Origin of the sequence: Rahnella sp. ChDrAdgB13, from assembly GCF_017655185.1 — a bacterium.
GTDB classification, from domain to species: domain Bacteria; phylum Pseudomonadota; class Gammaproteobacteria; order Enterobacterales; family Enterobacteriaceae; genus Rahnella; species Rahnella contaminans.
In genome coordinates this window covers 43,471-67,764 of record NZ_JAEMGT010000003.1, presented here as the reverse complement: position 1 = coordinate 67,764, position 24,294 = coordinate 43,471, and the positions used below count along the sequence as shown (strand labels likewise).

Sequence of the window (24,294 nt, the reverse complement as noted above, 5' to 3'; positions counted from 1 at the left end):
TCATTCATCACGGAGCCACGATGGCCAAAACCGTAACTCATACAGCACTTCAGAAATCCGCCGGGCTGCTGGTGATTGCCGACGACTTTACCGGCGCGAATGATACTGGCGTGGCGCTGGTGGCGCAGGGAATGTCGGTATGTGTGCAGTTTGATGTCACTGGCAGCGTGGTAAAAGTGGGCACCGGTCATGCACTGATTTACAGCACCGACAGCCGGGCTATGAGTGCAGAGGATGCCGCGGAAAAAGTCACGCAGGCTGTGCTGGCCGGGTCACCGCTTTCCACTGAGAAAGGATGGGTCTTCAAGAAAATCGACTCTACGCTGCGCGGGAATCTGGGGGCAGAAACCGAAGCTGTGCTGATGGCACTCGATTGCCCGCTGGCGATTATCGCGCCCGCCGTACCCGAACTCGGGCGAGTGATAAAAGACGGGCTTTGCTACGTGAATGGCCGCTTACTGACGGAAACTGAATTCGCCACAGACCCGAAAACGCCGGTCAGCACGGCCAGCGTCGGCGCACGTCTGGCTGAACAGACGTCGATGCGCCAGCATCACATCAGCCTTGAGGTGCTGCGTTCGGGGGATTTTCAGGCACAGCTTTTCGCGCTGACGGCCTCGGGTGTTCGCATTGTCGTGGCCGACAGTCAGTCCGCAGAAGATCTGAAACTGATTATTCATGCCGCAGAAAGTTTGCCATTCAGACCGCTGCTGGTCGGTGCTTCCGGCCTGAGCCATGCGCTGGCGCAACATTGCCTGACGCCGCAAACCTCGCCTGAGAATATCACTGAACGCACAGCCGCACCGCTGCTGGCGGTTGTCGGCTCAATGAGTGAAATCGCGGCGCAGCAGATTACTTTTGTACAACAACACCGCCCCGTTTCACTGATTGATATTGATGTTCTCCGGCTCTTCTCTGCGGATTCAGACCGGCTGCTGACGACGCTTTCTGCTGAAATTCGCCACGCCATCGCAGAGGGCAAACATTGTTTTATCCGTACCCGCCAGAGTGAAGAGCAGCGGCATTCCGTTGCCCAGTTTTGCCAGCAAAATCACATCAGCCGCCCGCAAATGGGCGGGCTCATTGCCGTCTTTCTCGGGCAACTGATTCAGAACGTTTTACAGCAACCGGAGACGAAACCGGGCGGACTATATCTGTCCGGCGGAGATATTGCGCTGGCCGTTGCCCGGGCGCTGGGTGCGAAAGGATTTGAAATCAAAGGACAGATTGCAGGCTGTGTTCCGTGGGGATTTTTACTCGACAGCCCGCTAAACCGTTTGCCGGTTATGACCAAAGCGGGTGGGTTCGGCACTGAAAATACGCTATTTGAAGTTTTACGCTTTATTGAGGAGAAATTGAGTGACTAAAATTATTGCAGTAACCATGGGTGATCCTGCCGGTATTGGCCCTGAAATTATCATTAAAGCGTTAGCTGAAGGTGAGTTGTCCGGTACGCCTGCGGTAGTTGTCGGATGCGCGGCGACTTTCCGCCGGATCCTCGCTCTCGGGATCACGCCAGCCGCTGAATTACGCATTATCGATGACGTTTCGCAGGCACATTTCGCGCCGGGCGTCATCAACGTGATTGACGAACCACTGGCGGATCCGCAGACGCTGGTACCGGGAAAAGTGCAGAAAGAAGCGGGTGATCTGGCCTATCGCTGTGTGAAACGCGCCACCGAACTGGCGATGGCCGGACACGTTCAGGCCATCGCTACCGCTCCTCTTAATAAAGAAGCGATGCATTCTGCCGGGCATATTTATCCGGGTCATACGGAATTGCTGGCGAAACTAACGGGCAGCCGCGATTACGCGATGGTGCTTTACACCGACAAGCTGAAAGTCATTCATGTCACCACGCACATTGCCCTGCGCAAGTTCCTCGATACGCTTAACGCCGGGCGCGTGGAAACTGTTATTCAGATGGCAGATACCTTCCTGCGTCGCGTCGGTTACGAAAACCCGCGTATCGCGGTGGCGGGTGTGAATCCGCATGCCGGTGAGAACGGATTGTTCGGCGATGAAGAAATCAGGATTGTCGGGCCGTCTGTGGAAAAAATGAAAGCTAAAGGCATTAATGTTGCCGGGCCTTGTCCGCCGGATACCGTGTTCCTGCAAACCTACGAAGGGATGTATGACATGGTGGTGGCGATGTATCACGATCAGGGACATATTCCGCTGAAACTGATGGGATTCTATGACGGCGTGAACATTACGGCGGGCCTGCCTTTCATTCGTACGTCGGCAGACCACGGCACCGCATTTGATATTGCGTGGACAGGAAAAGCCAAGTCTGAGAGCATGGCGATCTCCATTCAGTTAGCCGTACAACTGGCGTAATTCTGCGCCAGCGGCGCAGGGAAAAAAGGAATCACGTTGACCGGACAAAGCCGCCTCGATCAGATTATGGATTATCTGAAAAGCCATAATCTGGTCACCGTTGAACAACTGGTTGCCGCTATTGCGGCCTCCCCGGCGACCATTCGCCGGGATCTGATCAAACTGGACGAGCAGGGTGTCATCAGCCGCAGCCACGGCGGTGTGACGCTCAACCGCTTCATTCCCAGCCAGCCGACGACCAATGAAAAGCTTCAACGCAGCCTGCAGGAAAAACAGGCCATCGCCGAAGTCGCTGCTGCTATGGTAAAACCGGGCGATGCCGTCGTTCTCGATGCAGGCACCACGATGCTTGAACTGGCGCGCAATCTGACCCATTTGCCTCTGCGGGTCATTACAGCCGATTTGCGTATCGCGCTGTTTTTATCGGAATTTAAACAAATCGAAGTGACCATTATTGGCGGACGTATCGACGACAGCAGTCAGTCATGCGTCGGCGAGCATGGCCGCCGGTTGCTGCGCAGCGTCTATCCGGATATCGCGTTTATCAGTTGTAACTCGTGGAGTTTGGATAAAGGCATCACCACGCCGACAGAAGAAAAAGCCGGGCTCAAGCAGGATCTTGCCATTAATGCGCGCCGCAGGGTGTTGCTGGCTGACAGCAGTAAATATGGTGCGTACTCGCTTTTTTGTGTCACGCCGCTGGCCGGGATGACTGACATTATCACCGATAAAGGTCTGAACTCAGAAATCAGACAATTGCTGGTAGAACAGCCATTTACGCTGACTCTGGCCTGAAACCAGCTGAGAATTCACGATAAAAAAAGGCCGGACATCCCGCGATGCCCGGCCTTTTCTTTTATGTGCCGATCAGACGGCAGGGAGATTCCGGCCGTAGTAGATTTCCTGCATTTCTTTGTACAGCAAATCGGTGATTTCCTTGCGTTCCTGCCCAGTCAGTTCTTCCGGATTTGCATTAAACAGATAATGCTTGAGATCGAATTCTTTCAGTAACATCTTGGTATGGAAGATATTTTCCTGATACACGTTGACGTCCATCATCTTGTACAACCCTTTCATGTCCTGCGACATAAAGTTCTGAATCGAATTGATGGAATGGTCGATGTAGTGCTTCACGCCGTTCACGTCACGGGTAAAACCGCGGACGCGGTAATCGATGGTGACGATGTCAGATTCCAGCTGGTGGATTAAATAGTTCAGCGCTTTCAGCGGTGAAATCACGCCACAGGTGGACACTTCTATGTCGGCGCGGAACGTACACAGTCCGCCTTCAGGATGGCTTTCCGGATAGGTATGCACACAGATGTGGCTTTTATCGAGATGCGCAACCACGGAATTCGGCAGCGGGCCAGGATGTTCGGTGGTATCGACATCACAGGGGTCAATCGGCTCTTCGCTCACCAGAATCGTGACGCTGGCGCCCTGTGGTTCGTAATCCTGCCGCGCAACGTTAAGAATGTTAGCACCGATAATCGAACAGGTTTCGGTGAGGATCTCGGTTAAGCGGTTGGCGTTATATTCTTTGTCAATGTAGGCAATATAGCCGTCACGATCGGCTGCGCTTTTGGCGTAGCAGATATCGTAGATACAAAAACTCAGGCTTTTGGTCAGGTTATTGAAGCCATGCAGTTTTAGTTTTTGCAATTTAGTTCACCCCCTTACGGATGCGGTATCAGCGCGCAGCTGACAGGGCATTCAGTAAATACTGCGGCAACGCAAAGCTGCCGTGATGAATCGCCGGATTGTAATAGCGACAGGTAATGCCTGCGGCGTCGAAGCGCGCCTGCAATGTCTGGCTGTCGATCTGGCGGTAAGCCGGGTTATTGGTCGCCCAGGCGAAGGTCATGATGCCGCCGTAATAGGTCGGGATCGCGGCCTGATAGAAACTGACATCACTGAAATAGTGGCTCAGTTTGGTGTGGCTGTTGACCGCTTCATCCTGCTGAAGGAAGCAGACACCGTTTTGCGCCACGAAAATGCCGCCCGGTTTCAGGCAACGCGCGCAACCTTCGTAGAAGGCCGAGGTGAACAGGCTTTCTCCCGGACCGATCGGATCGGTGCAGTCGGAGATAATCACATCAAACGTTTCAGCGGTCTGATTCACGAAATTCACGCCATCTTCAATCACCAGATTGAAACGGGCATCATCGTAAGCACCGGCATTATGATTGGGCAGATACTGGCGGCAAAACTCCACCACGCCGGCATCAATTTCCACCATCGTGACCGATTCCACGCCTTTATGACGGCAGACTTCACGCAGCATTCCGCCGTCGCCACCGCCGATGATCAGCACTTTTTTGGCATCGCCGTGCGCCAGTAACGGAACGTGTGTCAGCATCTCGTGATAGATAAATTCATCACGTTCGGTGGTTTGCACCACGCCGTCGAGCGCCATCACGCGGCCCAGCGCCGCATTCTCAAAAATCACCAGATCCTGGTGTTCAGTTTTCTCACGGTACAACTCTTTTTCGACGCTGAAGTACTGGCCAAAATGGGCGTGCAGCGTCTCATACCATATTTCTTTGGGTGACGAGTTCCGGGACATGTCTTTGTTTCTCCTGAGCATTCGCAGCCATAAAAATGGGCGCACATGATAGCTAACTCTGCCTGCGCATGCACGGTTGAATTTCAAACAGATAAATTTAGCTTAATTGTAGCTGAGTGAGGTGTGACGCGGATCCGGAGAGGGGAAATGAAACGCTCCGGCATCAGACTGACGGAGCACTGCGGGGGAAATTTAGTTGGTATAAGCCAGCAGACTCAGTGAATCGCGCGCCAGAGATTTGCATTTGGCCGGTTTCGGAACTGCGATGCCGCTCAGGTCGCGATAGCTGTCTTCACCCATTGCCTGCATATTGAAGCTGTTGTAGTTGCTCAGATCCCAGCGATTCTGCTGTGCGAAAAAGACGATCGCCCGTTTGATTTGGGTATTAGGCAACTGTTCGTAGCCGCAGTTATTTTTCAAATAAACGAAGACTGCGGTCAGATCCGCCAGATCTTCTGCTTCTGACTCACTCAACGCCTGACTGGCGGAGGAGAAGCCGAGCAGCGACAGTAACAGCAAACACAATGTTGTTCTTTTCATGGAAGTGTTCTTGTTCTTTTAGATTGAAAGATTAGAAAAACCTGGCTCAAAGCGAATCGAAATGACGTTACCATATTTGCGATGAGTGGCACCAAATTTCTTTTCTGCGTGCCCGCCACTTGACCTTCCCCTTAGTGGAGGGTTTAGGCTGTCGTACTATTATGGCAGTTTTATGCCGTTCGTCTGGCAATTTTCCATCATAAGGACTGAACATGAACCGTCGCGATTTCGTGAAGTGGACAACGCTCCTGGGCGCCGCCAGTACGTTACCCGGCTGGAGCCGGTTTGCGCTGGCCGCTGACCGCCCGGCGTTGCCCATTCCCACACTGCTTGAACCGGATGCCCGCAGCGCGATTTCGCTTTCCCTGCAACGTGGTCAGAGCCAGTTTCTGCCCGGGGTGAATACACAAACCTGGGGCGTGAACGGCAATCTGCTGGGGCCTGCGCTGCGCGTGCGGCGGGGCAAACCGCTCAATGTCACGGTCAAAAACAATCTGGACGTCGCGAGCACCGTTCACTGGCACGGGCTGGAAATTCCTGGTGACATTGACGGCGATCCTCAGGGGCTGATCGCGCCGGGCCAGAGCCGCAGCGTGAGTTTGCAGCTCGAACAACCCGCCGCGACCTGCTGGTTTCACCCGCATCCGCATCAGACCAGCGGCTATCAGGTGGCAATGGGGCTGGCCGGATTAGTCCTGATTGAAGATGAAGGCAGCGACGCATTACAGATCCCGAAACGCTGGGGCGTGGATGATATCCCGGTCATTTTGCAGGACAAACGCCTCAGTGACGCCGGACAGATTGATTACCAGATGGACGTGATGACTGCCGCCATCGGCTGGTTCGGCGAGCACATGCTGACTAACGGCGCGATTTATCCGCAGCACGGCATTTCGCGCGGCTGGGTGCGCTTTCGTCTGCTTAACGGCTGCAATGCGCGCTCGCTGCACATCGCCACCAGCGACCAGCGGCCGATGTACGTGATCGCCAGCGACGGCGGTTTTCTTTCCGAGCCGGTAAAAGTCAGTGATTTGCCGTTGCTGATGGGGGAACGTTTTGAAGTGCTGATTGATTGCAGCGACGGTAAAGCGTTTGATCTGGTCACATTGCCGGTGAAACAAATGGGTATGACGCTGGCACCGTTCGACAAGCCGTTGCCGGTACTACGCATTCAGCCGACATTGACCCAAAGCGGCGGTTCACTGCCGGACACGCTGGTGCCGGTTCCGGCGCTGGTTTCTACTGATAATCTGCCGACCCGCTGGTTGCAACTGATGATGGATCCGCAGCTGGATCAACAGGGAATGGCGGCGCTGATGAAACGTTACGGTCACAGCGCGATGGCCGGCATGAGCATGGATCACGGCGGCGGTGATATGGATATGGCGGCAATGCCGGGGATGTCCGGTTCAGGCCATGACAGCCACGGCGGTATGGCCGGAATGGGCATGGGCAAAGCGGCCGGAAGTTACGATTTCATGCAGGGCAATAAAATCAACGGCAAAGCCTACGACATGAACGTGCCTGCGTTCGATGTGAAACAAGGGCAATACGAGAAATGGACGATTTCCGGCGAAGGCGACATGATGCTGCATCCGTTCCATATCCACGGCACACAATTCCGTATTCTTTCTGAAAACGGCCAGCCGGTCGCGCCGCACCGTCAGGGCTGGAAAGATATCGTCCGCGTCGAAGGCGCCCGCAGCGAAGTGCTGGTGCGCTTCAGTCACCTGGCGGATAAACAGCATGCCTATATGGCGCATTGCCATCTGCTGGAACACGAAGATACCGGCATGATGCTCGGGTTTACGGTGTCGGCATAAGCTTCTTTCTAATTTCCTTTCTGTAATTCCCTGAAAAAATGGCCCGAGACTATTCTCCGGGCCATTTTTTTTACCTGCCATTCCCGCCCGTTTTAATTCTCTGCCAGTACTTGATTATAAAAATTTCATTTCGAAAGATAAATCTTTCGAAATGTGATCAATATGGAATTATTATGAGTTCAATATGATTATATTTTCAGCGTGGAGTGACAAAACATGAAAGCTTAAAGCTCACGTATCCCTACAGGAGAACAAGATGATTGAAGTGATTACACACGGTGCCGAATGGTTTATCGGCCTGTTTCAAAAAGGGGGAGAGGTTTTTGTCGGTATGGTAACCGGCATTTTACCGCTCTTAATCAGTTTGCTGGTGGTCATGAATGCGCTGATCGTTTTTGTGGGTCAGCGCAGGATCGAACGTCTGGCGCAGCGCTGTGCCGGAAATCCGGTTTCACGTTATCTGTTGTTGCCGGTCATCGGCACATTTGTTTTTTGTAACCCGATGACGCTGAGTCTCGGGCGCTTCATGCCTGAGATTTACAAGCCGAGTTACTATGCGGCGGGTTCCTACAGCTGCCATTCCATGAACGGATTATTCCCGCACATTAATCCTGGCGAACTGTTCGTTTATCTCGGCGTGGCCAGCGGGCTGACCACGTTGGGATTACCGCTCGGGCCACTGGCGGTCAGCTATTTCCTCGTCGGCATGGTGACCAACTTCTTCCGGGGTTGGGTGACCGATCTCACGACGCGCATCTTCGAAAGGAAGATGGGCATTCAGCTTGATCGTCAGGTTCAACTTTAAACGCGGAGCAGAAAATGAGCGTTACCATTCGAATTAACCGGGGTGAAGGTGGCTGGGGCGGTCCGTTACTGATTGAGGCCGTACCAGGCAAAAAAATTGTGTATATCACGGCGGGCACGCGTCCGGCGATCGTCGACAAACTGGCGGAACTGACGGGTTGGGAAACCGTTGATGGTTTTAAAGAAGGTGAGCCCCCGGCAGAAGAAATCGGAGTGGCGGTGATCGACTGCGGCGGAACGCTGCGCTGCGGTATTTATCCAAAACGTCGGATCCCGACCGTGAACATCCATTCGACCGGCAAATCCGGCCCGCTGGCACAGTTTATTACTGAAGACATTTATGTCTCCGGTGTGCGTGAACACGACATCGTTTTCGATACCAGTGAACGCGAAAAACCGGCACCGGTGGACAGTAAACCCGCACCTACAGCGGCTGTAAGAGACTACGACACCACCAAAAAAATCACCGAGCAAAGTGACGGACTGCTGGCAAAAGTCGGAATGGGCATGGGATCGGGCGTCGCGGTGCTGTTCCAGGCGGGGCGCGATACCATTGATACGGTGCTCAAAACTATCCTGCCGTTTATGGCGTTTGTGGCGGCACTGATTGGCATCATTATGGCGTCTGGTCTTGGCGACCTGGTGGCGCACGGCCTGACGCCTCTGGCCAAAAGTCCTGTCGGACTGGTGTTGCTGGCGCTGATTTGCTCCTTCCCGCTGCTGTCTCCTTTCCTCGGCCCCGGTGCGGTGATCGCGCAGGTCATCGGCGTGCTGGTCGGCGTTCAGATCGGGCTGGGCAATATTCCGCCGCATCTGGCTTTACCGGCTCTCTTTGCGATTAACGCGCAGGCGGCTTGCGACTTCATTCCGGTCGGGCTTTCACTGGCAGAAGCCAAGCAGGACACCGTTCGCGTCGGTGTGCCGTCCGTGCTGGTCAGCCGTTTCCTCACCGGTGCCCCGACGGTGCTTATCGCCTGGGCCGCGTCCGCCTTCATCTATCAGTAAGGAGTCACCATGCAAACTATTTATCAAACCAGGATTACGCATATCGGAGACTTTGCCCGCGAGGCGTTATCCGATCAGATGCTGATTACATTCCGCGAAGGCGCACCGGCTGATATTCAGGATTATTGTTTTATTCATCAGCACGGCCAGACCGAAGGCGAACTGCATCGCGGAGCCTGCATGGAACTGGCTGATGTGCTTTATCCGGTGACCGCCGTGGGCGAGGTGGCGATGCAAAACCTGCGCGAACTCGGACATATCACGCTGCGTTTTGACGGCAGCGCGGAGGCGGAATATCCCGGCTGCGTACATGTAAAAGGCGTAACGCCTGAAGACATTCCGCTGGGCAGCATATTGAAATTTATCGATCAACACTAAAGTCAGGAGTCAGTTATGGAACAGGTTGCAGTCGTGATCGGCGGTGGGCAGACGCTGGGCGCATTTCTCTGTCAGGGGCTGGCTGAATCCGGATATCGGGTTGCGGTGGCAGATCTGAATGAAAAGAATGCCACAGAAGTTGCGGCACAGATTAATCAGCAGTTTGGAGACGAAAGGGCATTTGGATTTGTTGTCGATGCCACGAATGAAAGTAGCGTTGAAAAGCTGGCGAAGGCGGTGGATCAGACCTTTGGCGGCGTCAGTTTGCTGGTCTACAGCGCGGGAATGGCGAAGGCCTCGCCGATTACCGACTTTGCTCTCAATGATTTTGATCTCTCACTTCAGGTGAATCTGGTCGGGTATTTCCTTTGCGCCCGGGAGTTTTCCCGTCTGATGATCCGCGACCGAATTCCGGGTCGCATCATCCAGATCAACTCCAAATCCGGCAAAGTGGGCAGCAAACACAACGCGGGTTACAGTGCGGCGAAATTCGGCGGCGTGGGGCTGACGCAATCTCTGGCGCTGGATCTGGCGGAATACGGTATTACTGTCCATTCGCTGATGTTAGGGAACCTGCTGAAATCGCCGATGTTCCAGTCATTATTACCGCAATACGCTAAGAAACTCGGCATTCAGGCCGACGAAGTAGAACAGTATTACATTGATAAAGTGCCGCTCAAACGCGGTTGTGACTATCAGGATGTGCTGGATATGTTGTTGTTTTACGCCAGTGATAAAGCGTCTTACTGTACCGGCCAGTCAATCAATATTACCGGCGGCCAGGTCATGTTCTGATGCCATCCGCCCTTGTCTGAGACCGGGGCGGGTTTTTTAAGGAGAAAACGATGACCTCGACTTCAGCACTGATTGTGTGCGCGATGCTGGCATGGGTAGCGCAGATTGTGTTGGGCTGGTGGCAGTTGCAGCGTTTCAATCACGCGTTTGACCAGCTGTGTTTATGCGGTTCAGTGGGCGTCGGGCGTTCGGGCGGTCGCTTCAAACCGCGCGTTGTGCTGGCGCTGGCTTTCGATAAAGAAGAAAAGGTCTGCGCGGGTTTTCTGCTGCGCGGACTGACCATCTTTGCCCGTCCTCAGCCCTTTACTGCTCTTAATGGAATGAAACGCGAACAATTAATGACAGGTGTGATCTTCCCGAAAGATCCGAATATTCAAACCGCACTATCATTAGCGATTGAATCGAAATCATGATATTTTCACTTTAAAAGCTATTATCTTTCAAAAAGAATGATGGCGAGTGAATTTATCTGAAAATTTGAGCGGAAATCGTGATGAAACCTAAGCAACGGCAGGCGGCGATACTGGAGCATTTGCAGCAATTTGGTAAGACGGCGGTGGAAGATCTGGCAGCGCATTTCGCCACTACAGGCACCACCATCCGGAAAGATCTCACTCTGCTGGAAGAAGAAGGTGCTGTGATTCGTACCTATGGCGGCGTGGTTCTGAGCCGCGAAGAAGGCGACCAGCCCATCGACCGTAAAACACACATTAATACCGGTAAAAAGCTGCGCATTGCCCGCGCCGCGATTAGCGAAATTCAGGACGGCGATTCCCTCATTTTCGACGCAGGCAGTACGGTCATGCAGATGGTGCCTTTCCTTAGTCAGTTCAATAACATCACTGTTATGACCAACAGCCTGCATATCGTCAATGCACTGGTCGAGCTGGATAATGATCAAACCATTCTGATGCCGGGCGGCACCTACCGTAAAAAATCCTCTTCTTTCCATGGCAGCCTGGCGGAAAGCGCTTTTGATCAATTCAACTTCGACAAACTGTTTATCGGTGCCGATGGTGTTGATCTGAACGGGGGGGTCACCACGTTTAACGAAGTTCACGGCGTCAGCCAGGCGATGTGCAATGCCGCCGAACGTATTTTCCTGCTGGTAGATTCCTCAAAATTCGGGCGCAAAAGCCCGAACGTGGTCTGTAATTTGGGCAAAGTCGATACGTTGATCACTGACAGCGGGTTAACTGCTCCTTATCGTGAGGCCATCGAAAAACTGGGGATCCGCATTATTTTAGTCGGGGAAGACGATGAATGATTCATTACTGAACTACGCACGCGAAACGCTGGAAATTGAGATTGAAGAAGCGAAACGTTTACTGACGCGGCTTGATGATAATTTCCTTTGTGCGTGCAGCTTATTACTAAATTGCACCGGTAAAGCAGTGGTTTCCGGTATGGGGAAATCCGGCCATATCGGCAAGAAAATCGCGGCATCGCTGGCCAGCACCGGGACGCCTGCGTTCTTTGTTCATCCCGCCGAAGCCCTGCACGGCGATCTGGGGATGATTGGCAGCAATGACGTGCTGATTTTCATTTCTTATTCCGGCCGAGCAAAAGAGCTGGATACGATTTTGCCATTGCTGAAAGAAAACCAGACGCGCCTGATCGCCATCACCGGCGGCAAAAATTCCTCGCTGGCGCAGGCGGCCGATTGCGTGCTCGACATCAGTGTTGAGCGCGAGGCCTGCCCGATGGGGCTCGCGCCGACGTCCAGCGCAGTAAATACGTTGATGATGGGCGACGCGCTGGCGATGGCACTGATGCGCCACCGTGGTTTCGGCGCCGAGGATTTCGCGCGGTCACATCCGGGGGGGAGTCTGGGCGCCAGATTGCTCAACCGCGTCCATCATCTGATGCGCACCGGCGATCGTTTGCCTGTTGTCGACAGCCAGAAAAATGTCATGGATGCCATGCTGGAACTGAGTCGCACCGGCCTGGGGCTGGTTGCGGTGTGTGACGCCAGCCTGCATGTCGTGGGCGTTTTTACCGACGGCGATTTGCGCCGCTGGCTGGTGAAAGGACATAGCCTGGATGATCCGCTGGTGAGCGCGATGAGCCGTCCGGGATATCAGCTTCCTGCCCAATGGCGGGCGGGTGAAGCGTTGGAAGCCTTGCACGAACAGCACATCAGTGCCGCACCGGTGGTCGACAGCGAGGGTATTTTGGTGGGAGCCATCAACCTGCATGACCTGCACCAGGCCGGTATTGGCTGACACCGGCGTTACTCATCGGCGGGTTCTTTGATATAATCCCATCCACTATATGGTCGCCGTTTCTTCCAAAAACGGCGATAAATATTCTTAAATCAGGTGGTTAGTCTTTATATGAAACATCGCGTTGATGTCATGATTTCCGAACAGGAAATCAAAACCCGAATTGAAGAGCTGGGCCGTAAAATTACCGACAACTATCGTGACAGCGGCAGCGAAATGGTACTGGTCGGGCTGCTGCGCGGTTCCTTTATGTTCATGGCCGATTTGTGCCGCGCCATTGATGTGCCGCATGAAGTCGATTTCATGACCGCATCAAGCTACGGCAACGGCATGTCTACGACTCGCGATGTCAAAATCCTGAAAGATCTCGACGAAGACATTCGGGGCAAAGACGTGCTGATCGTCGAAGACATCATTGACTCCGGCAACACGCTGAGCAAAGTGCGCGAAATCCTGCAACTGCGCGGCCCGAAATCACTGGCAATTTGTACCCTGCTCGACAAACCAGAACGCCGTGAAGTTGAAGTCAAAGTGGAATACGTCGGTTTTGCGATCCCGGACGAATTCGTCGTTGGTTTCGGCATCGACTACGCCCAGCGCTATCGCCATCTGCCGTATGTCGGCAAAGTGGTTATGCTGGACGAATAGTGCCTGGCTACCCGGTTTAGCCATTTCCGGCGCGGGAAGTGCTCGCATTCCTCATGGACTTTATGTCCATTGCAGTTGCCCCGCGCTTCCCCGGTCAGAACTGACGTCATCGGCTACGCCCTTGACAGTCTTTCCCGAAAAATCTCACTAAAAAAGGCACATTTTTGTGCCTTTTGTTTTTTAATTTTCTGTAGAGTGGGGCGGCTTGTTATTGCGGGTTGCCGTTCAGTAAGGCGGAGACGCCCTGACGGTAGCGCTGTTCCAGCGTTTCGCGGCTGGTGGCGTCGACTTCGAGATTGCGCAGTCGTCCGTCCTGAATGCCGTAAACCCAGCCGTGCAGGGTGACTTTCTGGCCGCGTTTCCAGGCTGATTGCATTACGGTGGAGTGGCCGAGGTTGTAAACCTGTTCCACGACGTTCAGCTCACACAATTTATCGAGACGCTGATTTGGTGACAGTTCGCCCAACAGGGAGCTGTGTTTGTACCAGATGTCCCGGATATGCAATAACCAGTTATTAATCAAACCCAGTTCAGGGTTTTCAACCGCTGCCTGTACGCCACCGCAACCGTAGTGACCGCAAATGATGACGTGTTCCACTTCCAGTACGTCGATAGCATATTGCACAACGGACAGGCAGTTGAGATCAGTATGGATAACCAGATTGGCGACGTTACGGTGAACAAACAGTTCGCCCGGTTCAAGCCCGGTCAATTGCTCAGCGGGAACACGACTGTCGGAGCAACCGATCCACAGAAAACGGGGTTTTTGAGATTGGGAAAGTCGTTCAAAGAAGCCAGGATCTTCGTCGATCATGGTCTTGGACCAGTTGGCATTATTACTGATGAGCTTTTCTATATCATTCATTGAGGTTAATAGCCTGTAACGAGCCAACAGCGATGGAGTAATATAGGGCAATGCTCCGTCTTTTAAAACCGATTCAACATCTCCTTTTACGCATTCCTACAACAGGGTTTTCACAACAAGGTACGCTTCCTTTATGAATTATGCATTGGAACTGGAAAAGTTAACCAAAACTTACGCCGGTGGTGTACAGGCTTTGCGCGGTATCGATCTGCGCGTCGAAGCCGGCGATTTTTACGCCCTGCTGGGGCCGAACGGTGCGGGTAAATCGACGACCATCGGCATCATCAGCTCACTGGTGAACAAAACTGCCGGTAAAGTTCAGGTGTTCGGTTACGACATCGACAAAGATATCGTCAACGCCAAGCGTCAGCTCGGGCTGGTGCCGCAGGAATTCAACTTCAATCCGTTTGAAACCGTGATGCAGGTTGTCGTCAACCAGGCCGGTTACTATGGCGTGCCGCGTCCGCTGGCGCTTCAACGTGCCGAAAAATATCTGACCCAACTGGATCTTTGGGGCAAGCGTAATGAGCGTTCCCGCATGCTTTCAGGTGGCATGAAGCGTCGTCTGATGATTGCCCGCGCGCTGATGCATGAACCGAAACTGCTGATCCTCGACGAACCGACCGCCGGGGTAGATATCGAACTGCGCCGCTCGATGTGGGGTTTCCTGAAAGAGCTGAATGCACAGGGCACGACCATTATTCTGACCACGCATTATCTGGAAGAAGCCGAAATGCTGTGCCGCAATATCGGCATCATTCAGGGCGGTGAACTGGTGGAAAACACCAGCATGAAAGCGCTGTTGTCCAAGCTCAAATCCGAAACCTTCATTCTGGATTTAGGGGCGAAAAGCCCGCTGCCAGTGCTGGAAGGCTACCGCAGCCAACTGACAGATACGTCGACGCTGGAAGTTGAAGTCATGCGTGAACAAGGCCTGAATTCCCTGTTCAGCCAGCTGAGCAAGCAGGGCGTACAGGTATTAAGTATGCGTAACAAAGCTAACCGTCTGGAAGAGCTGTTTGTGACGCTGGTGAACGGCAGCGGGGAAAAGAAATAATGTCGCAACTGTATTGGGTAGCACTCAAAAGTATCTGGATGAAAGAGATCAACCGGTTTGGCCGGATCTGGATCCAAACGCTGGTTCCACCGGTGATCACCATGACACTTTATTTCATCATTTTCGGCAATCTGATCGGTTCGCAAATCGGCAGCATGCATGGTTTTACTTACATGCAGTTTATCGTGCCGGGCCTGATCATGATGGCGGTAATCACTAACTCTTACGCTAACGTGGCTTCGTCTTTCTTCAGCGCGAAATTCCAGCGCAATATTGAAGAGCTGCTGGTTGCACCGGTGCCAACGCACGTGGTGATCGCCGGTTATGTCGGCGGTGGCGTGGCGCGTGGGATTTGCGTGGGGATTCTGGTCACGGCGATTTCGTTGTTCTTCGTGCCGCTGGTGATCCATTCCTGGTGGGTGATTGCGCTGACGCTGCTGCTGACCGCGATCCTGTTCTCGCTGGGCGGTTTGCTGAATGCGGTGTTTGCCACCACGTTTGATGATATCAGCCTGATCCCGACGTTCGTGCTGACTCCGCTGACGTATCTGGGCGGCGTGTTTTACTCGCTGTCGCTGCTGCCACCAATCTGGCAGGCGATTTCCAAGCTGAACCCGATCGTCTACATGATCAGCGGTTTCCGCTACGGATTCCTTGGCGTCAGTGACGTTCCGCTGATCTTCACGATGAGCGTGCTGGTGGCGTTTATCGCGGTATTTTATCTGCTGGCGTGGTATCTGATTGAACGCGGACGCGGTCTGAGAAGTTAATCCCCTTCATCCTTCGGGCCGCCTCTGCGTTGGCTGCCCTCGTGAACCCCGGTCACATACTTGTGTATGCTCCCGGGGATTCACTCAATTGCCGCGTTACTCGGCAGAGCCTCGCCCCATAGGGGCCAGCGCAAGCGCTGTTCAAAAGGCTAAAGCCTTTTGTGATGCAACTCGAATGATTGGGGGGATTCAGATTTTTTATAATTCTTTATGTGTTGTTCAGAGAATCAAGCCACCTGAACCGGCACGGCTTTCGCGGTGCGTTTTAGCTGGTTCTCACCTTCAAAATAAGCCACTTTCGGTTTGTGCTGGCGGGCATCAGCGTCAGACATCTGCACGTAAGAGCAGATGATCAGCAGATCGCCGACACAGGCGCAGCGCGCCGCAGCGCCGTTAACCGAAATAATACGCGAACCGCGTTCTGCCGCGATGGCGTAAGTTGAGAAACGCTGACCGTTATCAACGTTATAAATATCAATCGCTTCGTATTCTAAAATGCCTGAAGCATCGAGAAAGTCCTGGTCGATGGCGCAGGAACCTTCGTAGTGCAAATCTGCCTGAGTCACGTGAACCCGGTGCAGTTTGCCTTGCAGCATAGTGCGGATCATCACATATACCTTACTTGCGTAAAAAAATCAGGGAACCCACCGGGCGGAGATAATAAAATTCCGATATTTCCGGCGGCCAACATAGTTGCCGATTTGAGCTGTGCTGTCTACTGCGTCAGATCAACCTCTTGATTATCAATCAGCCGGGCTTTCCCTAACCATGCCGCCATCAGGATCACCGCAGAGGTGCTGTCGACGGACAATTCCTGCAAGGTTTTGGCATCACGAATAAACAACTCATCAGGCGTAAATCCGGCTTCACGCAGCTGTTGCGCGGTTTCCTGCAACATCTCTTCAACGTGACGCTCGCCCTGGCTTAGACGCTCCGCCAGCGCGGTCATGATCTTGTTCAGCTGTGGCGCTATTTTACGCTCTTCCGGGGTCAGATAACCATTGCGCGAACTCAGTGCCAGACCGTCTTTGGCGCGGACAATCGGTACGCCAATAATTTCAATGTCGTAGCCCATGTCTTCAACCATCGTGCGCAGCAGCGCCAGTTGCTGGAAGTCTTTCTGGCCGAAACAGGCTACCTGCGGCTGCACCAGATTGAACAATTTGCTGACAATCGTCGATACACCACGGAAATGCCCCGGCCGACTCGCGCCTTCCAGAATGGTGGAAATCACCGGTACATCGACCTGCGTCTGCGTTGTCAGGCCTTTCGGATAAACCTCCGCCGGAGACGGAGCAAATACCAGATCCACGCCGCGCTTGTTCAGCTTTTCGCAGTCTTCCTGCAACGTGCGCGGATAACGTTCAAGATCATCCGCTCGCTCAAACTGCATCGGGTTGACGAAAATACTCACCACCACCACGTCGCCACGCGCTTTGGCTTCTTCCACCAGCGTCATATGGCCTTCGTGCAGGTTGCCCATTGTCGGCACCAGCGCGATGCGTTTGTTATTTTTACGAAAATCACGGATCTCGCGACGCAGCAGCGCCACGCTGTCAATTATCAGCACACTTCTTCTCCCGATTATTTAAAGGAATGCTCTTCGCCCGGATACACGCCCTGCGCGACCTGATCGACATACAAACGCACCGCGCTGCGGATATCGCCCGCTTCTGTGAGGAAGTCTTTGGCAAATTTTGGCGTATGGCCGCCGGTAATGCCGAACGCGTCATGCATCACCAGAATCTGTCCGTCGGTCACGTTACCGGCACCAATGCCGATCACCGGGATGCTCAGTTCTTCGGTCACGCGGCGAGCCAGTTCAACGGGTACACATTCCAGCACCAGCAGCTGCGCCCCGGCTTCTTCGAGCATCATCGCATCTTTGATGAGCTGGTTTGCGGCCACTTCGTCGCGCCCCTGCACTTTGTAACCACCAAAAATGTTCACGGATTGCGGCGTCAGCCCGAGATGGCCGCACACCGGCACGGCGCGCTCGGTCAGCATTTTAACTGTATCGCACAGCCAGCTGCCGCCTTCGAGTTTCACCATATTGCCGCCGGCACGCATCAGGATTGCCGCGCTTTCAAACGCCTGTTCCGGTGTGGCGTAACTCATGAACGGCAGGTCTGCCAGCAATAAAGCCTGAGGCGCGCCACGGCGCACGCAGCGCGTGTGGTAAGCAATTTCCTCAACCGTCACCGGCAGGGTGGAATCCTGCCCCTGAACGACCATGCCCAGTGAGTCACCGATCAGCATCACGCTGATACCCTGTTCGGCAAACAATTGCGCGAAACTGGCGTCATACGCGGTAATGGTCGCAAATTTGTGTTTTTCCTGCTTCCATTGGCGAAGCTGGCTCAGCGTTGTTGGTTTCATGAACACTTTCCTTTGAATAATTCATCGGATGAATATGATGCCAGTATTCTACTGTATGAGCCGAAATGCAGACAGCAAGATCAGCAACGGACTCTATGATTCAGGTCTTAAGAAGTGATTAAGAAGCTTCGCCTATAATGAAAAAAACGGAGGGAACCATGCGAATTCTATTGGTTGAAGACGACAAAATGATTGGCGACGGTATCAAAGCCGGGCTGACAAAACTGGGGTTTACGCTCGACTGGTTTACCGACGGGCTGACCGGTAAGGCCGCGCTCGACAGCGCGCCGTACGATGCGGTGATCCTCGATTTAAGCCTGCCAGGAATGGACGGCATGGAGCTGCTGCGTGAATGGCGCAAGGCCGGTCTCGACACGCCGGTACTCATCCTCACGGCGCGCGATGCGCTTGAACAGCGCGTCGGCGGATTGCAGGCCGGTGCGGATGATTATCTGTGTAAGCCGTTTGCGCTGGTGGAAGTGGCCGCGCGTTTACAGGCGCTGATCCGCCGCCGTCATGGCGTGGTTACGCCGAAAGTGACGCACGGCGCAGTGGAATTCGATCCGGCCGCCCGAAGTGTAACGCTCAACGGCGAAACCGTCACGCTCACGCCGCGTGAAGTCGCGGTGCTGGAACTGTTCCTCAATAACAAAGGCCGCGTACTGGCGCGCACCCTGATTCAGGAAAAACTGTATAACTGGGACGACGAGGTCAGCAGCAACGCGGTTGAAGTGCATATCCACCATCTTCGCAGCAAACTCGGCAAAAGCTTCATCCGCACCGTTCACGGCGTGGGATATACGCTGGGCGATGTTTCATCCGGGGAGAACGCGTGAAGGAGCTGAAAAACCTGAGTTTGCGCCTCCGGCTGATCCTGCTGTTTACCGTGCTGGCACTACTGACGTGGCTGATTGCCAGCGGCGTGGCGTGGCACCAGACCCGCAAACACATCAACGAAGTGTTTGATACCCAACAGATGTTGTTTGCCAAACGTCTGGCCGCCACCGGACTGGGCGACCGGTTGAATATGCAAAAAGACGCCGAGCTGCCGGACACCAAAAAGATGGTACGAAAAGGCTCGCGCGGCCACACCGATGACGATGCGCTGACGTTTGCGATTTTCAATCAGCAGGGCGACATGCTGCTCAACGACGGCGAAAACGGCAAACGCATCCGCTTCGACGGCTACACGCAGGGCTTTAAAGATGACGAGATTAAAGGCGACCACGACGACTGGCGTATGGTCTGGCTGACGTCGCCGGACGGGCAATATCGCGTGGCCGTCGGGCAGGAATACGACTACCGCAATGATATGGCCTGGAGTTTAGTCAGCGGGCAACTGACGCCGTGGCTGGCTTCATTGCCGGTATTGCTGCTGGCGCTGATTGTGATGGTGACGCTGGAACTCCGCCCGCTACGCCGGGTTGCAGAGGGGCTGCGTCAGCGATCGCCGGAAGATGCCACGCCGATTGTCACAGACCGTCTGCCCGGTGAAGTCCTTCCGCTGGCAAACGCGCTGAATTCTCTGTTCGACCGTACCAGTGAAATGCTGGTCCGCGAACGCCGGTTTACTTCCGATGCTGCGCATGAATTACGCAGCCCGCTGGCGGCATTGCGCGTGCAAACCGAAGTGGTGCAGCTGTCCGGTGACGACACTGAAATGCGTGAACATGCGCTGGAAAACCTGACCACCAGTATCGATCGCGCCACGCGGCTGGTGGATCAGCTGCTGACGCTTTCGCGGCTGGAAAGTTTTTCAGAACCTGAAGAACTGGAGATCATCGACTGGCCTTCGCTGCTGGCACAAAATCTGGCTGAGCAGGATTATCGCGCGCACAGCAAAGGCATCGAATTACGTTTTGAAGAGCAGGGAACGCCGCCGCAAATGCGCGGGCAATCTCTTCTCCTTTCGCTGATGGTGCGTAATCTGCTGGATAACGCGATTCGTTATTCTCCGGCGGGAACCACTGTGTCGGTCACGCTGAATGCGCAGGGATTAACGGTAGAAGATCAGGGGCCGGGGATCTCGGAAGAACATCTGGCGCGGCTGGGCGAACGCTTTTACCGGCCACCGGGTCAGGAGCAAACCGGCAGCGGTCTGGGTATTTCGATCGTACAGAGGATCGCACAGTTACATCACTTGCGGGTGGAGTACCAGAACAAAGCAGAAGGGGGATTACAGGTGCGGGTAAGTCGCTGAGCGGCTTACCATTTTTTCAGGCCATTCAGCGGAACGCGATCCAATACGCTTTGCAACGTTTCGCCATCCGGGAACACCAGATCCGGTGCCAGATCCGCCAGCGGGTAAAGCATAAACTCGCGGTTTTTCATATGGTAATGCGGCACAGTCAGACGTTCAGTGTCGATCACCCGATCGCCATAACACAGCATATCCAGATCTAATGTCCGCGGACCCCAGCGTTCGGCTTTGCGGACACGTCCCTGATTTTGCTCGATGGCTTGCGTGCAATCGAGCAGCTCTTCCGGTGGTAACAACGTATCGAGCGACACCACGGCGTTCAGATAATCAGGCTGATCCTGCGGCCCCAGCGGTTTGCTGCGGTAAAACGGAGAGACAGCGACAAAACGGGTGCGCGGCAAATGTGCCAGCGCCTCCAGCGCGCAATTTACCTGGTCGAGAGGTCGTGAGAGATTGCTTCCCAGAGCCAGGTAAACGCGGATCATTGACCGCCGTCCTTGCGGGGAGCGCGTTTACGCGGACGACGTGTCCGTGCGCGGCGCGCAGGCGTTGCGTCGTCACCGAGCGTACCGAGCATGGCTTTCTGCGAGGCCGGTGTGGCTTCCTGGAATTCACCCCACCACTGCGCCAGACTTTGCAGTTCGCGATGCTGTTCAACTTCAGCGCGCAGAACCAGTAAATCGTAAGCGGCGCGGAACTTAGGATGTTCCATCAGCTTGTGCGCACGTTTGCCCTGACGGCGGGACAGACGCAGCTGCAATGCCCAGATGTCACGCACCAGCGTGGTAATACGTTTTGGAATTGCCAGCGTGCGACATTGTTCGTCGAGCACGTCGTTCATGGCCAGCGCGAAGGCGTCGTAATACGTCAGACCGCCTTCCTGCGCCAGTTTCTGTGCATGTTCAATCACCGGATACCACAACATTGCCGCAAACAGGAACGCCGGATTGACGCGCTGATCGTTTTGCAAACGGTAGTCGGTATTTTTCAGAACCTGCAACAGAATATGTTCCATCGGGCTGTCGCCATGCTCAGTAAACTGGCGGGCAATCAGCGGGAACAGTGGCTGGAACAGCTGGTATTCACACAGTTTTTTGTACGTGGCATAACCGTAGCCGGCTTGCAGCAACTTCAGCGATTCTTCAAACAGACGCGCAGGCGGAATTTCCTGTAACAGCGTCGCCAGACGTGGGATCGGCTCAGCGGTTTCCGGGCTGATCTTCATGTCGAGTTTTGCAGCGAAACGCACCGCACGCAGCATACGCACCGGGTCTTCGCGGTAGCGGGTTTCCGGATCACCAATCAGGCGGATGATGCCGTTTTCCAGATCACGCAGGCCGCCGGTGTAATCGCGGACGGTGAAATCAGCCACGCCGTAATACAGGCTGTTGATGGTGAAGTCGCGGCGCTGAGCATCGTCTTCAATCGTGCCGAAGATGTTATCGCGCAGCAGCATGCCGTTCTGGGCCTGCTGGGAAACGTTTTTATCGTCGGTTTCTTCGTACTGTTCGTGGTGACCACGGAACGTGGCGACCTCGATGATTTCCGGGCCGAACATCACATGGGCCAGACGGAAACGGCGGCCAACCAGACGGCAGTTACGGAAAAGTTTGCGCACCTGGTCAGGCGTTGCATTGGTCGTGATATCGAAATCTTTTGGCTTTTTATCCAGCAGCAAATCGCGCACGCCACCGCCCACCAGGAAGGCTTCATAGCCAGACTTGTTCAGTCGGTACAGAACTTTCAGGGCGTTTTCGCTGATGTCACGGCGGGAAATATTATGCTCATCACGGGGAATGATGGTCATCGCACGGGTTTCGCCCGCGTAATCAAATGACGGGCGCGGTTTCTGGACGTGCTCGGTACGCGGAGCACGCTGTTCGCTGCGTTCGCCACGGTTGTCGGTACGTTCACCGCGATTGTCGTTACGTTCGCCACGCGGCTGATAAGGCGCTGAGCGACGGTTGTTGTTATTACGACGGTCGCCCCGGTTTGCGTTGTCATCCCGACGGCCACGGTTTTCGCGGCGTTGCTCGTTGTCACGACGTTCAGGATGGTTTGCCTTCACAGTGTTTTCAGCCACAGGAGACGGATCGCGACGGGAATTGTCCTCACGATTAACTTCTCCATGAAGTGCGGCTTCGTCATGAACAGCCTTTTCTTCACGAACGACTTTATCTTCACGGACCAGCACCTTACGGCAAAAATTGGCTACTCGGGTAAAAATGGTACACCTCGATAGTGACTGAAAAAATTGGCGTGACGCAAAAACAGCGGCTAATCATAGCTCACGATAGCCTCTTTGAGAATGCCGATGTCAGTTCAGCGGTGATTAAGCGCCCTGACGCGGTATCTCAGAGGGCGTCCAGTGCGTTGTCGCCCAGCGTAATAATAAAGGCAAAGTGTAATCCTGCCAGTTTTCCGGCAGCGTTTGGCCTAAAAATTTCAGTGCGTTAATGATTGCCGGCCGCGGATCGCCTTCAGGCAGCGCCGGTGCATGATTTTGTTTGGAAAGCTTGTCGCCATTTTCATTCAGTGCCAGCGGCAAATGCAGATATCCCGGTTGCGGATAGCCCAGATGCCGGTAAAGCGAAATCTGGCGCACGGTCGGCTCGATGAGATCGGCTCCGCGCACAATATGATTCACGCCCTGAAAATGGTCATCAACGACCACCGCCAGATTGTAGGCAAACAGCCCGTCGCGGCGGCGGATAATAAAATCTTCTTCGGCCAGCTGGCTTTCGGCCTGTAAATGCCCCTGAAAATCATCATCAAAACCATAAACCGGTAAGGTCTGATGCAGGCGAATTGCCGCGTTTTCTGCACCTAGATTCAGGCCTCGGCAGTGACCGTCGTAAAAGCCGCCGCTTTGCGTAATGCGCTGGCGGGTACAGGTGCAGTAATAGCTTTTTTGTTGCTGATACAGCCAGTCCAGCACTTCGCGGTAGGCGTCATGACGTTTGGATTGCCAGACGACGTCACCGTCCCATTCCAGACCATAGCGTTCAAGCGTGGCCAGAATGCGGTCAGCAGAACCAGGAATTTCACGCGGCGGATCGATATCGTCAATGCGAACCAGCCACTGGCCGTTTTGGGCGCGGGCATGCAGATAACTGCCGAGTGCGGCAATCAGCGAACCGAAATGGAGGTCACCGGAAGGTGAAGGCGCGAAACGGCCCGTATATTGATTTTGTGGCATAAGAATGGGGTCGTGCTTTTAAAGGGAACGCGGTGCATGACGCACCGCGTGGAACCCGGGACTTAGCCAGCCATCTGCTTTTCGCGGATTTCTGCCAGAGTCTTACAGTCGATACACAAGTCAGCGGTCGGACGTGCTTCAAGACGGCGGATGCCAATCTCAACGCCACAGGAATCGCAATAACCGAAATCCTCGTCTTCCACTTTTTTCAGTGTTTTTTCAATCTTTTTGATCAGCTTACGTTCACGGTCACGGTTACGCAGTTCGAGGCTGAATTCTTCTTCCTGAGCGGCACGGTCGACCGGATCAGGGAAGTTTGCAGCTTCATCCTGCATGTGTGTAACGGTACGATCTACTTCATCCCTGAGCTGATTGCGCCATGCTTCAAGAATCTTTTTGAAGTGAGCCAGCTGAGCGTCGTTCATGTACTCTTCGCCCGGCTTCTCTTGATACGGCTGCACCCCAGCGATAGCGAGAATGCTCAAGGACGACGTCTTACGGGTTTGGCCTTCTTGCATGATGCTTCTCCTACATAACACGCACTATGTTCATCCACCTTAACGTTTACAGATTGTCTGCAAATGAGAGGCTTCGAACATTTCGATCCCCAACGGGGGAAAAAATCAGGCCGCTATAAATAACAGAAGGCAACGAGGTTGGCAATTATTCCTGACAGGTGCTTGACAAGCCTGTGAGGAAA

Annotated in this window: 27 protein-coding genes; 16 read left to right on the top strand and 11 right to left on the bottom strand. The window is 54.0% G+C overall.

Translation table 11 applies throughout. The features are described 5' to 3' along the window. Window positions 1-20: 20 nt before the first annotated feature. From J8X26_RS01585 to J8X26_RS01575, 3 genes are read left to right on the top strand one after another with little or no spacing between them, the layout of a single operon-like run. A complete protein-coding gene (locus tag J8X26_RS01585; RefSeq protein ID WP_208949991.1) occupies window positions 21-1,367 on the top strand; it encodes a four-carbon acid sugar kinase family protein in 1,347 nt (448 codons plus the stop codon). Next, window positions 1,360-2,340: a D-threonate 4-phosphate dehydrogenase gene (locus J8X26_RS01580; protein ID WP_152325093.1), complete on the top strand. Its 981-nt coding sequence runs from the start codon at window positions 1,360-1,362 to the stop codon at window positions 2,338-2,340. Before J8X26_RS01585 ends, J8X26_RS01580 begins: the two co-directional genes overlap by 8 nt. Window positions 2,341-2,376: 36 nt before the next feature. Further along, window positions 2,377-3,135, top strand: a complete 759-nt coding sequence (locus J8X26_RS01575; RefSeq protein WP_208949990.1) for a DeoR/GlpR family DNA-binding transcription regulator — start codon at window positions 2,377-2,379, stop codon at window positions 3,133-3,135. A 72-nt stretch (window positions 3,136-3,207) separates the two neighbouring features. On the opposite strand, the gene speD is transcribed toward J8X26_RS01575, so the two are convergent. The 3 genes from speD to J8X26_RS01560 all read right to left on the bottom strand — a co-directional run bounded on the left by speD (window position 3,208) and on the right by J8X26_RS01560 (window position 5,446). Continuing rightward, a complete protein-coding gene (gene speD / locus J8X26_RS01570) occupies window positions 3,208-4,002 on the bottom strand; it encodes an adenosylmethionine decarboxylase (protein WP_208949989.1) in 795 nt (264 codons plus the stop codon). 28 nt (window positions 4,003-4,030) lie between these two features. Next, window positions 4,031-4,906, bottom strand: coding sequence for a polyamine aminopropyltransferase (speE, locus tag J8X26_RS01565; protein ID WP_152325090.1), 876 nt, complete (start codon window positions 4,904-4,906; stop codon window positions 4,031-4,033). Between the two features lie 192 nt (window positions 4,907-5,098). Continuing rightward, the gene (locus J8X26_RS01560; protein ID WP_152325089.1) at window positions 5,099-5,446 is read right to left on the bottom strand and encodes a YacC family pilotin-like protein; all 348 of its coding nucleotides are present in this window, start codon (window positions 5,444-5,446) and stop codon (window positions 5,099-5,101) included. 212 nt (window positions 5,447-5,658) lie between these two features. On the opposite strand from J8X26_RS01560, the gene cueO reads away from it, so the two are divergent. From cueO to hpt, 9 genes are all read left to right on the top strand, one after another. Next, on the top strand, window positions 5,659-7,269 hold the full coding sequence (gene cueO / locus J8X26_RS01555) for a multicopper oxidase CueO (protein WP_208949988.1): 1,611 nt from the start codon (window positions 5,659-5,661) through the stop codon (window positions 7,267-7,269). A gap of 256 nt (window positions 7,270-7,525) precedes the next feature. After that, window positions 7,526-8,074 carry a PTS glucitol/sorbitol transporter subunit IIC gene (locus J8X26_RS01550; RefSeq protein WP_104923303.1) on the top strand — a complete coding sequence of 183 codons (549 nt, stop codon included), beginning with the start codon at window positions 7,526-7,528 and terminating at the stop codon, window positions 8,072-8,074. 14 nt (window positions 8,075-8,088) lie between these two features. Then, window positions 8,089-9,078 (top strand): PTS glucitol/sorbitol transporter subunit IIB, encoded by a 990-nt coding sequence (locus tag J8X26_RS01545; RefSeq protein WP_165059039.1) that lies wholly within the window; start codon window positions 8,089-8,091, stop codon window positions 9,076-9,078. A gap of 9 nt (window positions 9,079-9,087) precedes the next feature. Beyond that, complete coding sequence (gene srlB, locus J8X26_RS01540) at window positions 9,088-9,456, top strand: PTS glucitol/sorbitol transporter subunit IIA (RefSeq protein WP_208949987.1); 369 nt, start codon at window positions 9,088-9,090, stop codon at window positions 9,454-9,456. Between the two features lie 15 nt (window positions 9,457-9,471). Then, a complete protein-coding gene (srlD, locus tag J8X26_RS01535) occupies window positions 9,472-10,251 on the top strand; it encodes a sorbitol-6-phosphate dehydrogenase (protein ID WP_208949986.1) in 780 nt (259 codons plus the stop codon). A 50-nt stretch (window positions 10,252-10,301) separates the two neighbouring features. Next, window positions 10,302-10,664, top strand: coding sequence for a transcriptional regulator GutM (gene gutM, locus J8X26_RS01530; protein ID WP_208949985.1), 363 nt, complete (start codon window positions 10,302-10,304; stop codon window positions 10,662-10,664). Between the two features lie 80 nt (window positions 10,665-10,744). After that, on the top strand, window positions 10,745-11,518 hold the full coding sequence (locus J8X26_RS01525; protein WP_152325082.1) for a DNA-binding transcriptional repressor: 774 nt from the start codon (window positions 10,745-10,747) through the stop codon (window positions 11,516-11,518). Beyond that, complete coding sequence (gutQ, locus tag J8X26_RS01520; protein ID WP_152325081.1) at window positions 11,511-12,476, top strand: arabinose-5-phosphate isomerase GutQ; 966 nt, start codon at window positions 11,511-11,513, stop codon at window positions 12,474-12,476. The genes J8X26_RS01525 and gutQ overlap by 8 nt, the downstream gene beginning before the upstream one ends. Before the next feature lie 111 nt (window positions 12,477-12,587). Then, on the top strand, window positions 12,588-13,124 hold the full coding sequence (gene hpt / locus J8X26_RS01515; protein ID WP_208949984.1) for a hypoxanthine phosphoribosyltransferase: 537 nt from the start codon (window positions 12,588-12,590) through the stop codon (window positions 13,122-13,124). A gap of 208 nt (window positions 13,125-13,332) precedes the next feature. Here the strand turns inward: hpt and can are convergent, their stop codons facing one another. Further along, on the bottom strand, window positions 13,333-13,989 hold the full coding sequence (can, locus tag J8X26_RS01510) for a carbonate dehydratase (RefSeq protein ID WP_152327650.1): 657 nt from the start codon (window positions 13,987-13,989) through the stop codon (window positions 13,333-13,335). Window positions 13,990-14,122: 133 nt separating this feature from the next. Here can and J8X26_RS01505 point away from each other — a divergent pair, with 133 nt between their 5' ends. Continuing rightward, window positions 14,123-15,046 (top strand): ABC transporter ATP-binding protein, encoded by a 924-nt coding sequence (locus J8X26_RS01505; protein WP_152327651.1) that lies wholly within the window; start codon window positions 14,123-14,125, stop codon window positions 15,044-15,046. Next, on the top strand, window positions 15,046-15,816 hold the full coding sequence (locus tag J8X26_RS01500) for an ABC transporter permease (protein WP_152327652.1): 771 nt from the start codon (window positions 15,046-15,048) through the stop codon (window positions 15,814-15,816). The genes J8X26_RS01505 and J8X26_RS01500 overlap by 1 nt, the downstream gene beginning before the upstream one ends. 227 nt (window positions 15,817-16,043) lie before the next feature. Here the strand turns inward: J8X26_RS01500 and panD are convergent, their stop codons facing one another. The 3 genes from panD to panB all read right to left on the bottom strand — a co-directional run bounded on the left by panD (window position 16,044) and on the right by panB (window position 18,195). Further along, the gene (gene panD / locus J8X26_RS01495; protein WP_101075221.1) at window positions 16,044-16,424 is read right to left on the bottom strand and encodes an aspartate 1-decarboxylase; all 381 of its coding nucleotides are present in this window, start codon (window positions 16,422-16,424) and stop codon (window positions 16,044-16,046) included. Between the two features lie 107 nt (window positions 16,425-16,531). Beyond that, window positions 16,532-17,386 (bottom strand): pantoate--beta-alanine ligase, encoded by an 855-nt coding sequence (panC, locus tag J8X26_RS01490; RefSeq protein ID WP_152327653.1) that lies wholly within the window; start codon window positions 17,384-17,386, stop codon window positions 16,532-16,534. A gap of 14 nt (window positions 17,387-17,400) precedes the next feature. Continuing rightward, the gene (panB, locus tag J8X26_RS01485; RefSeq protein ID WP_152327654.1) at window positions 17,401-18,195 is read right to left on the bottom strand and encodes a 3-methyl-2-oxobutanoate hydroxymethyltransferase; all 795 of its coding nucleotides are present in this window, start codon (window positions 18,193-18,195) and stop codon (window positions 17,401-17,403) included. A gap of 158 nt (window positions 18,196-18,353) precedes the next feature. Here panB and qseB point away from each other — a divergent pair, with 158 nt between their 5' ends. Then, window positions 18,354-19,031, top strand: coding sequence for a quorum sensing response regulator transcription factor QseB (gene qseB, locus J8X26_RS01480; RefSeq protein ID WP_165059045.1), 678 nt, complete (start codon window positions 18,354-18,356; stop codon window positions 19,029-19,031). Between the two features lie 5 nt (window positions 19,032-19,036). After that, entirely contained in the window at window positions 19,037-20,395 is a 1,359-nt protein-coding gene (gene qseC, locus J8X26_RS01475; RefSeq protein WP_208950042.1) for a quorum sensing histidine kinase QseC, read from the top strand. 5 nt (window positions 20,396-20,400) lie between these two features. Here the strand turns inward: qseC and folK are convergent, their stop codons facing one another. From folK to dksA, 4 genes are all read right to left on the bottom strand, one after another. Next, entirely contained in the window at window positions 20,401-20,880 is a 480-nt protein-coding gene (gene folK / locus J8X26_RS01470; protein WP_208949983.1) for a 2-amino-4-hydroxy-6-hydroxymethyldihydropteridine diphosphokinase, read from the bottom strand. Then, on the bottom strand, window positions 20,877-22,202 hold the full coding sequence (pcnB, locus tag J8X26_RS01465) for a polynucleotide adenylyltransferase PcnB (protein WP_204902605.1): 1,326 nt from the start codon (window positions 22,200-22,202) through the stop codon (window positions 20,877-20,879). Before pcnB ends, folK begins: the two co-directional genes overlap by 4 nt. Window positions 22,203-22,727: 525 nt before the next feature. Continuing rightward, a complete protein-coding gene (gene gluQRS, locus J8X26_RS01460) occupies window positions 22,728-23,594 on the bottom strand; it encodes a tRNA glutamyl-Q(34) synthetase GluQRS (RefSeq protein WP_208949982.1) in 867 nt (288 codons plus the stop codon). 62 nt (window positions 23,595-23,656) lie between these two features. After that, a complete protein-coding gene (gene dksA / locus J8X26_RS01455) occupies window positions 23,657-24,112 on the bottom strand; it encodes an RNA polymerase-binding protein DksA (protein ID WP_095924702.1) in 456 nt (151 codons plus the stop codon). Window positions 24,113-24,294: the final 182 nt, after the last annotated feature.

Bases quoted from the DNA above. Each gene is read 5' to 3' on its own strand.
- pcnB (WP_204902605.1), bottom strand. From the start codon at position 22,202: ATGACCATCATTCCCCGTGATGAGCATAATATTTCCCGCCGTGACATC.
- dksA (WP_095924702.1), bottom strand. From the start codon at position 24,112: ATGCAAGAAGGCCAAACCCGTAAGACGTCGTCCTTGAGCATTCTCGCT.
- folK (WP_208949983.1), bottom strand. From the start codon at position 20,880: ATGATCCGCGTTTACCTGGCTCTGGGAAGCAATCTCTCACGACCTCTC.
- panD (WP_101075221.1), bottom strand. From the start codon at position 16,424: ATGATCCGCACTATGCTGCAAGGCAAACTGCACCGGGTTCACGTGACT.
- panB (WP_152327654.1), bottom strand. From the start codon at position 18,195: ATGAAACCAACAACGCTGAGCCAGCTTCGCCAATGGAAGCAGGAAAAA.
- can (WP_152327650.1), bottom strand. From the start codon at position 13,989: ATGAATGATATAGAAAAGCTCATCAGTAATAATGCCAACTGGTCCAAG.
- srlD (WP_208949986.1), top strand. From the start codon at position 9,472: ATGGAACAGGTTGCAGTCGTGATCGGCGGTGGGCAGACGCTGGGCGCA.
- J8X26_RS01500 (WP_152327652.1), top strand. From the start codon at position 15,046: ATGTCGCAACTGTATTGGGTAGCACTCAAAAGTATCTGGATGAAAGAG.
- gutM (WP_208949985.1), top strand. From the start codon at position 10,302: ATGACCTCGACTTCAGCACTGATTGTGTGCGCGATGCTGGCATGGGTA.
- J8X26_RS01585 (WP_208949991.1), top strand. From the start codon at position 21: ATGGCCAAAACCGTAACTCATACAGCACTTCAGAAATCCGCCGGGCTG.
- J8X26_RS01550 (WP_104923303.1), top strand. From the start codon at position 7,526: ATGATTGAAGTGATTACACACGGTGCCGAATGGTTTATCGGCCTGTTT.
- speE (WP_152325090.1), bottom strand. From the start codon at position 4,906: ATGTCCCGGAACTCGTCACCCAAAGAAATATGGTATGAGACGCTGCAC.
- gluQRS (WP_208949982.1), bottom strand. From the start codon at position 23,594: ATGCCACAAAATCAATATACGGGCCGTTTCGCGCCTTCACCTTCCGGT.
- J8X26_RS01525 (WP_152325082.1), top strand. From the start codon at position 10,745: ATGAAACCTAAGCAACGGCAGGCGGCGATACTGGAGCATTTGCAGCAA.
- J8X26_RS01560 (WP_152325089.1), bottom strand. From the start codon at position 5,446: ATGAAAAGAACAACATTGTGTTTGCTGTTACTGTCGCTGCTCGGCTTC.
- J8X26_RS01505 (WP_152327651.1), top strand. From the start codon at position 14,123: ATGAATTATGCATTGGAACTGGAAAAGTTAACCAAAACTTACGCCGGT.
- cueO (WP_208949988.1), top strand. From the start codon at position 5,659: ATGAACCGTCGCGATTTCGTGAAGTGGACAACGCTCCTGGGCGCCGCC.
- qseB (WP_165059045.1), top strand. From the start codon at position 18,354: ATGCGAATTCTATTGGTTGAAGACGACAAAATGATTGGCGACGGTATC.
- J8X26_RS01545 (WP_165059039.1), top strand. From the start codon at position 8,089: ATGAGCGTTACCATTCGAATTAACCGGGGTGAAGGTGGCTGGGGCGGT.
- hpt (WP_208949984.1), top strand. From the start codon at position 12,588: ATGAAACATCGCGTTGATGTCATGATTTCCGAACAGGAAATCAAAACC.
- gutQ (WP_152325081.1), top strand. From the start codon at position 11,511: ATGAATGATTCATTACTGAACTACGCACGCGAAACGCTGGAAATTGAG.
- srlB (WP_208949987.1), top strand. From the start codon at position 9,088: ATGCAAACTATTTATCAAACCAGGATTACGCATATCGGAGACTTTGCC.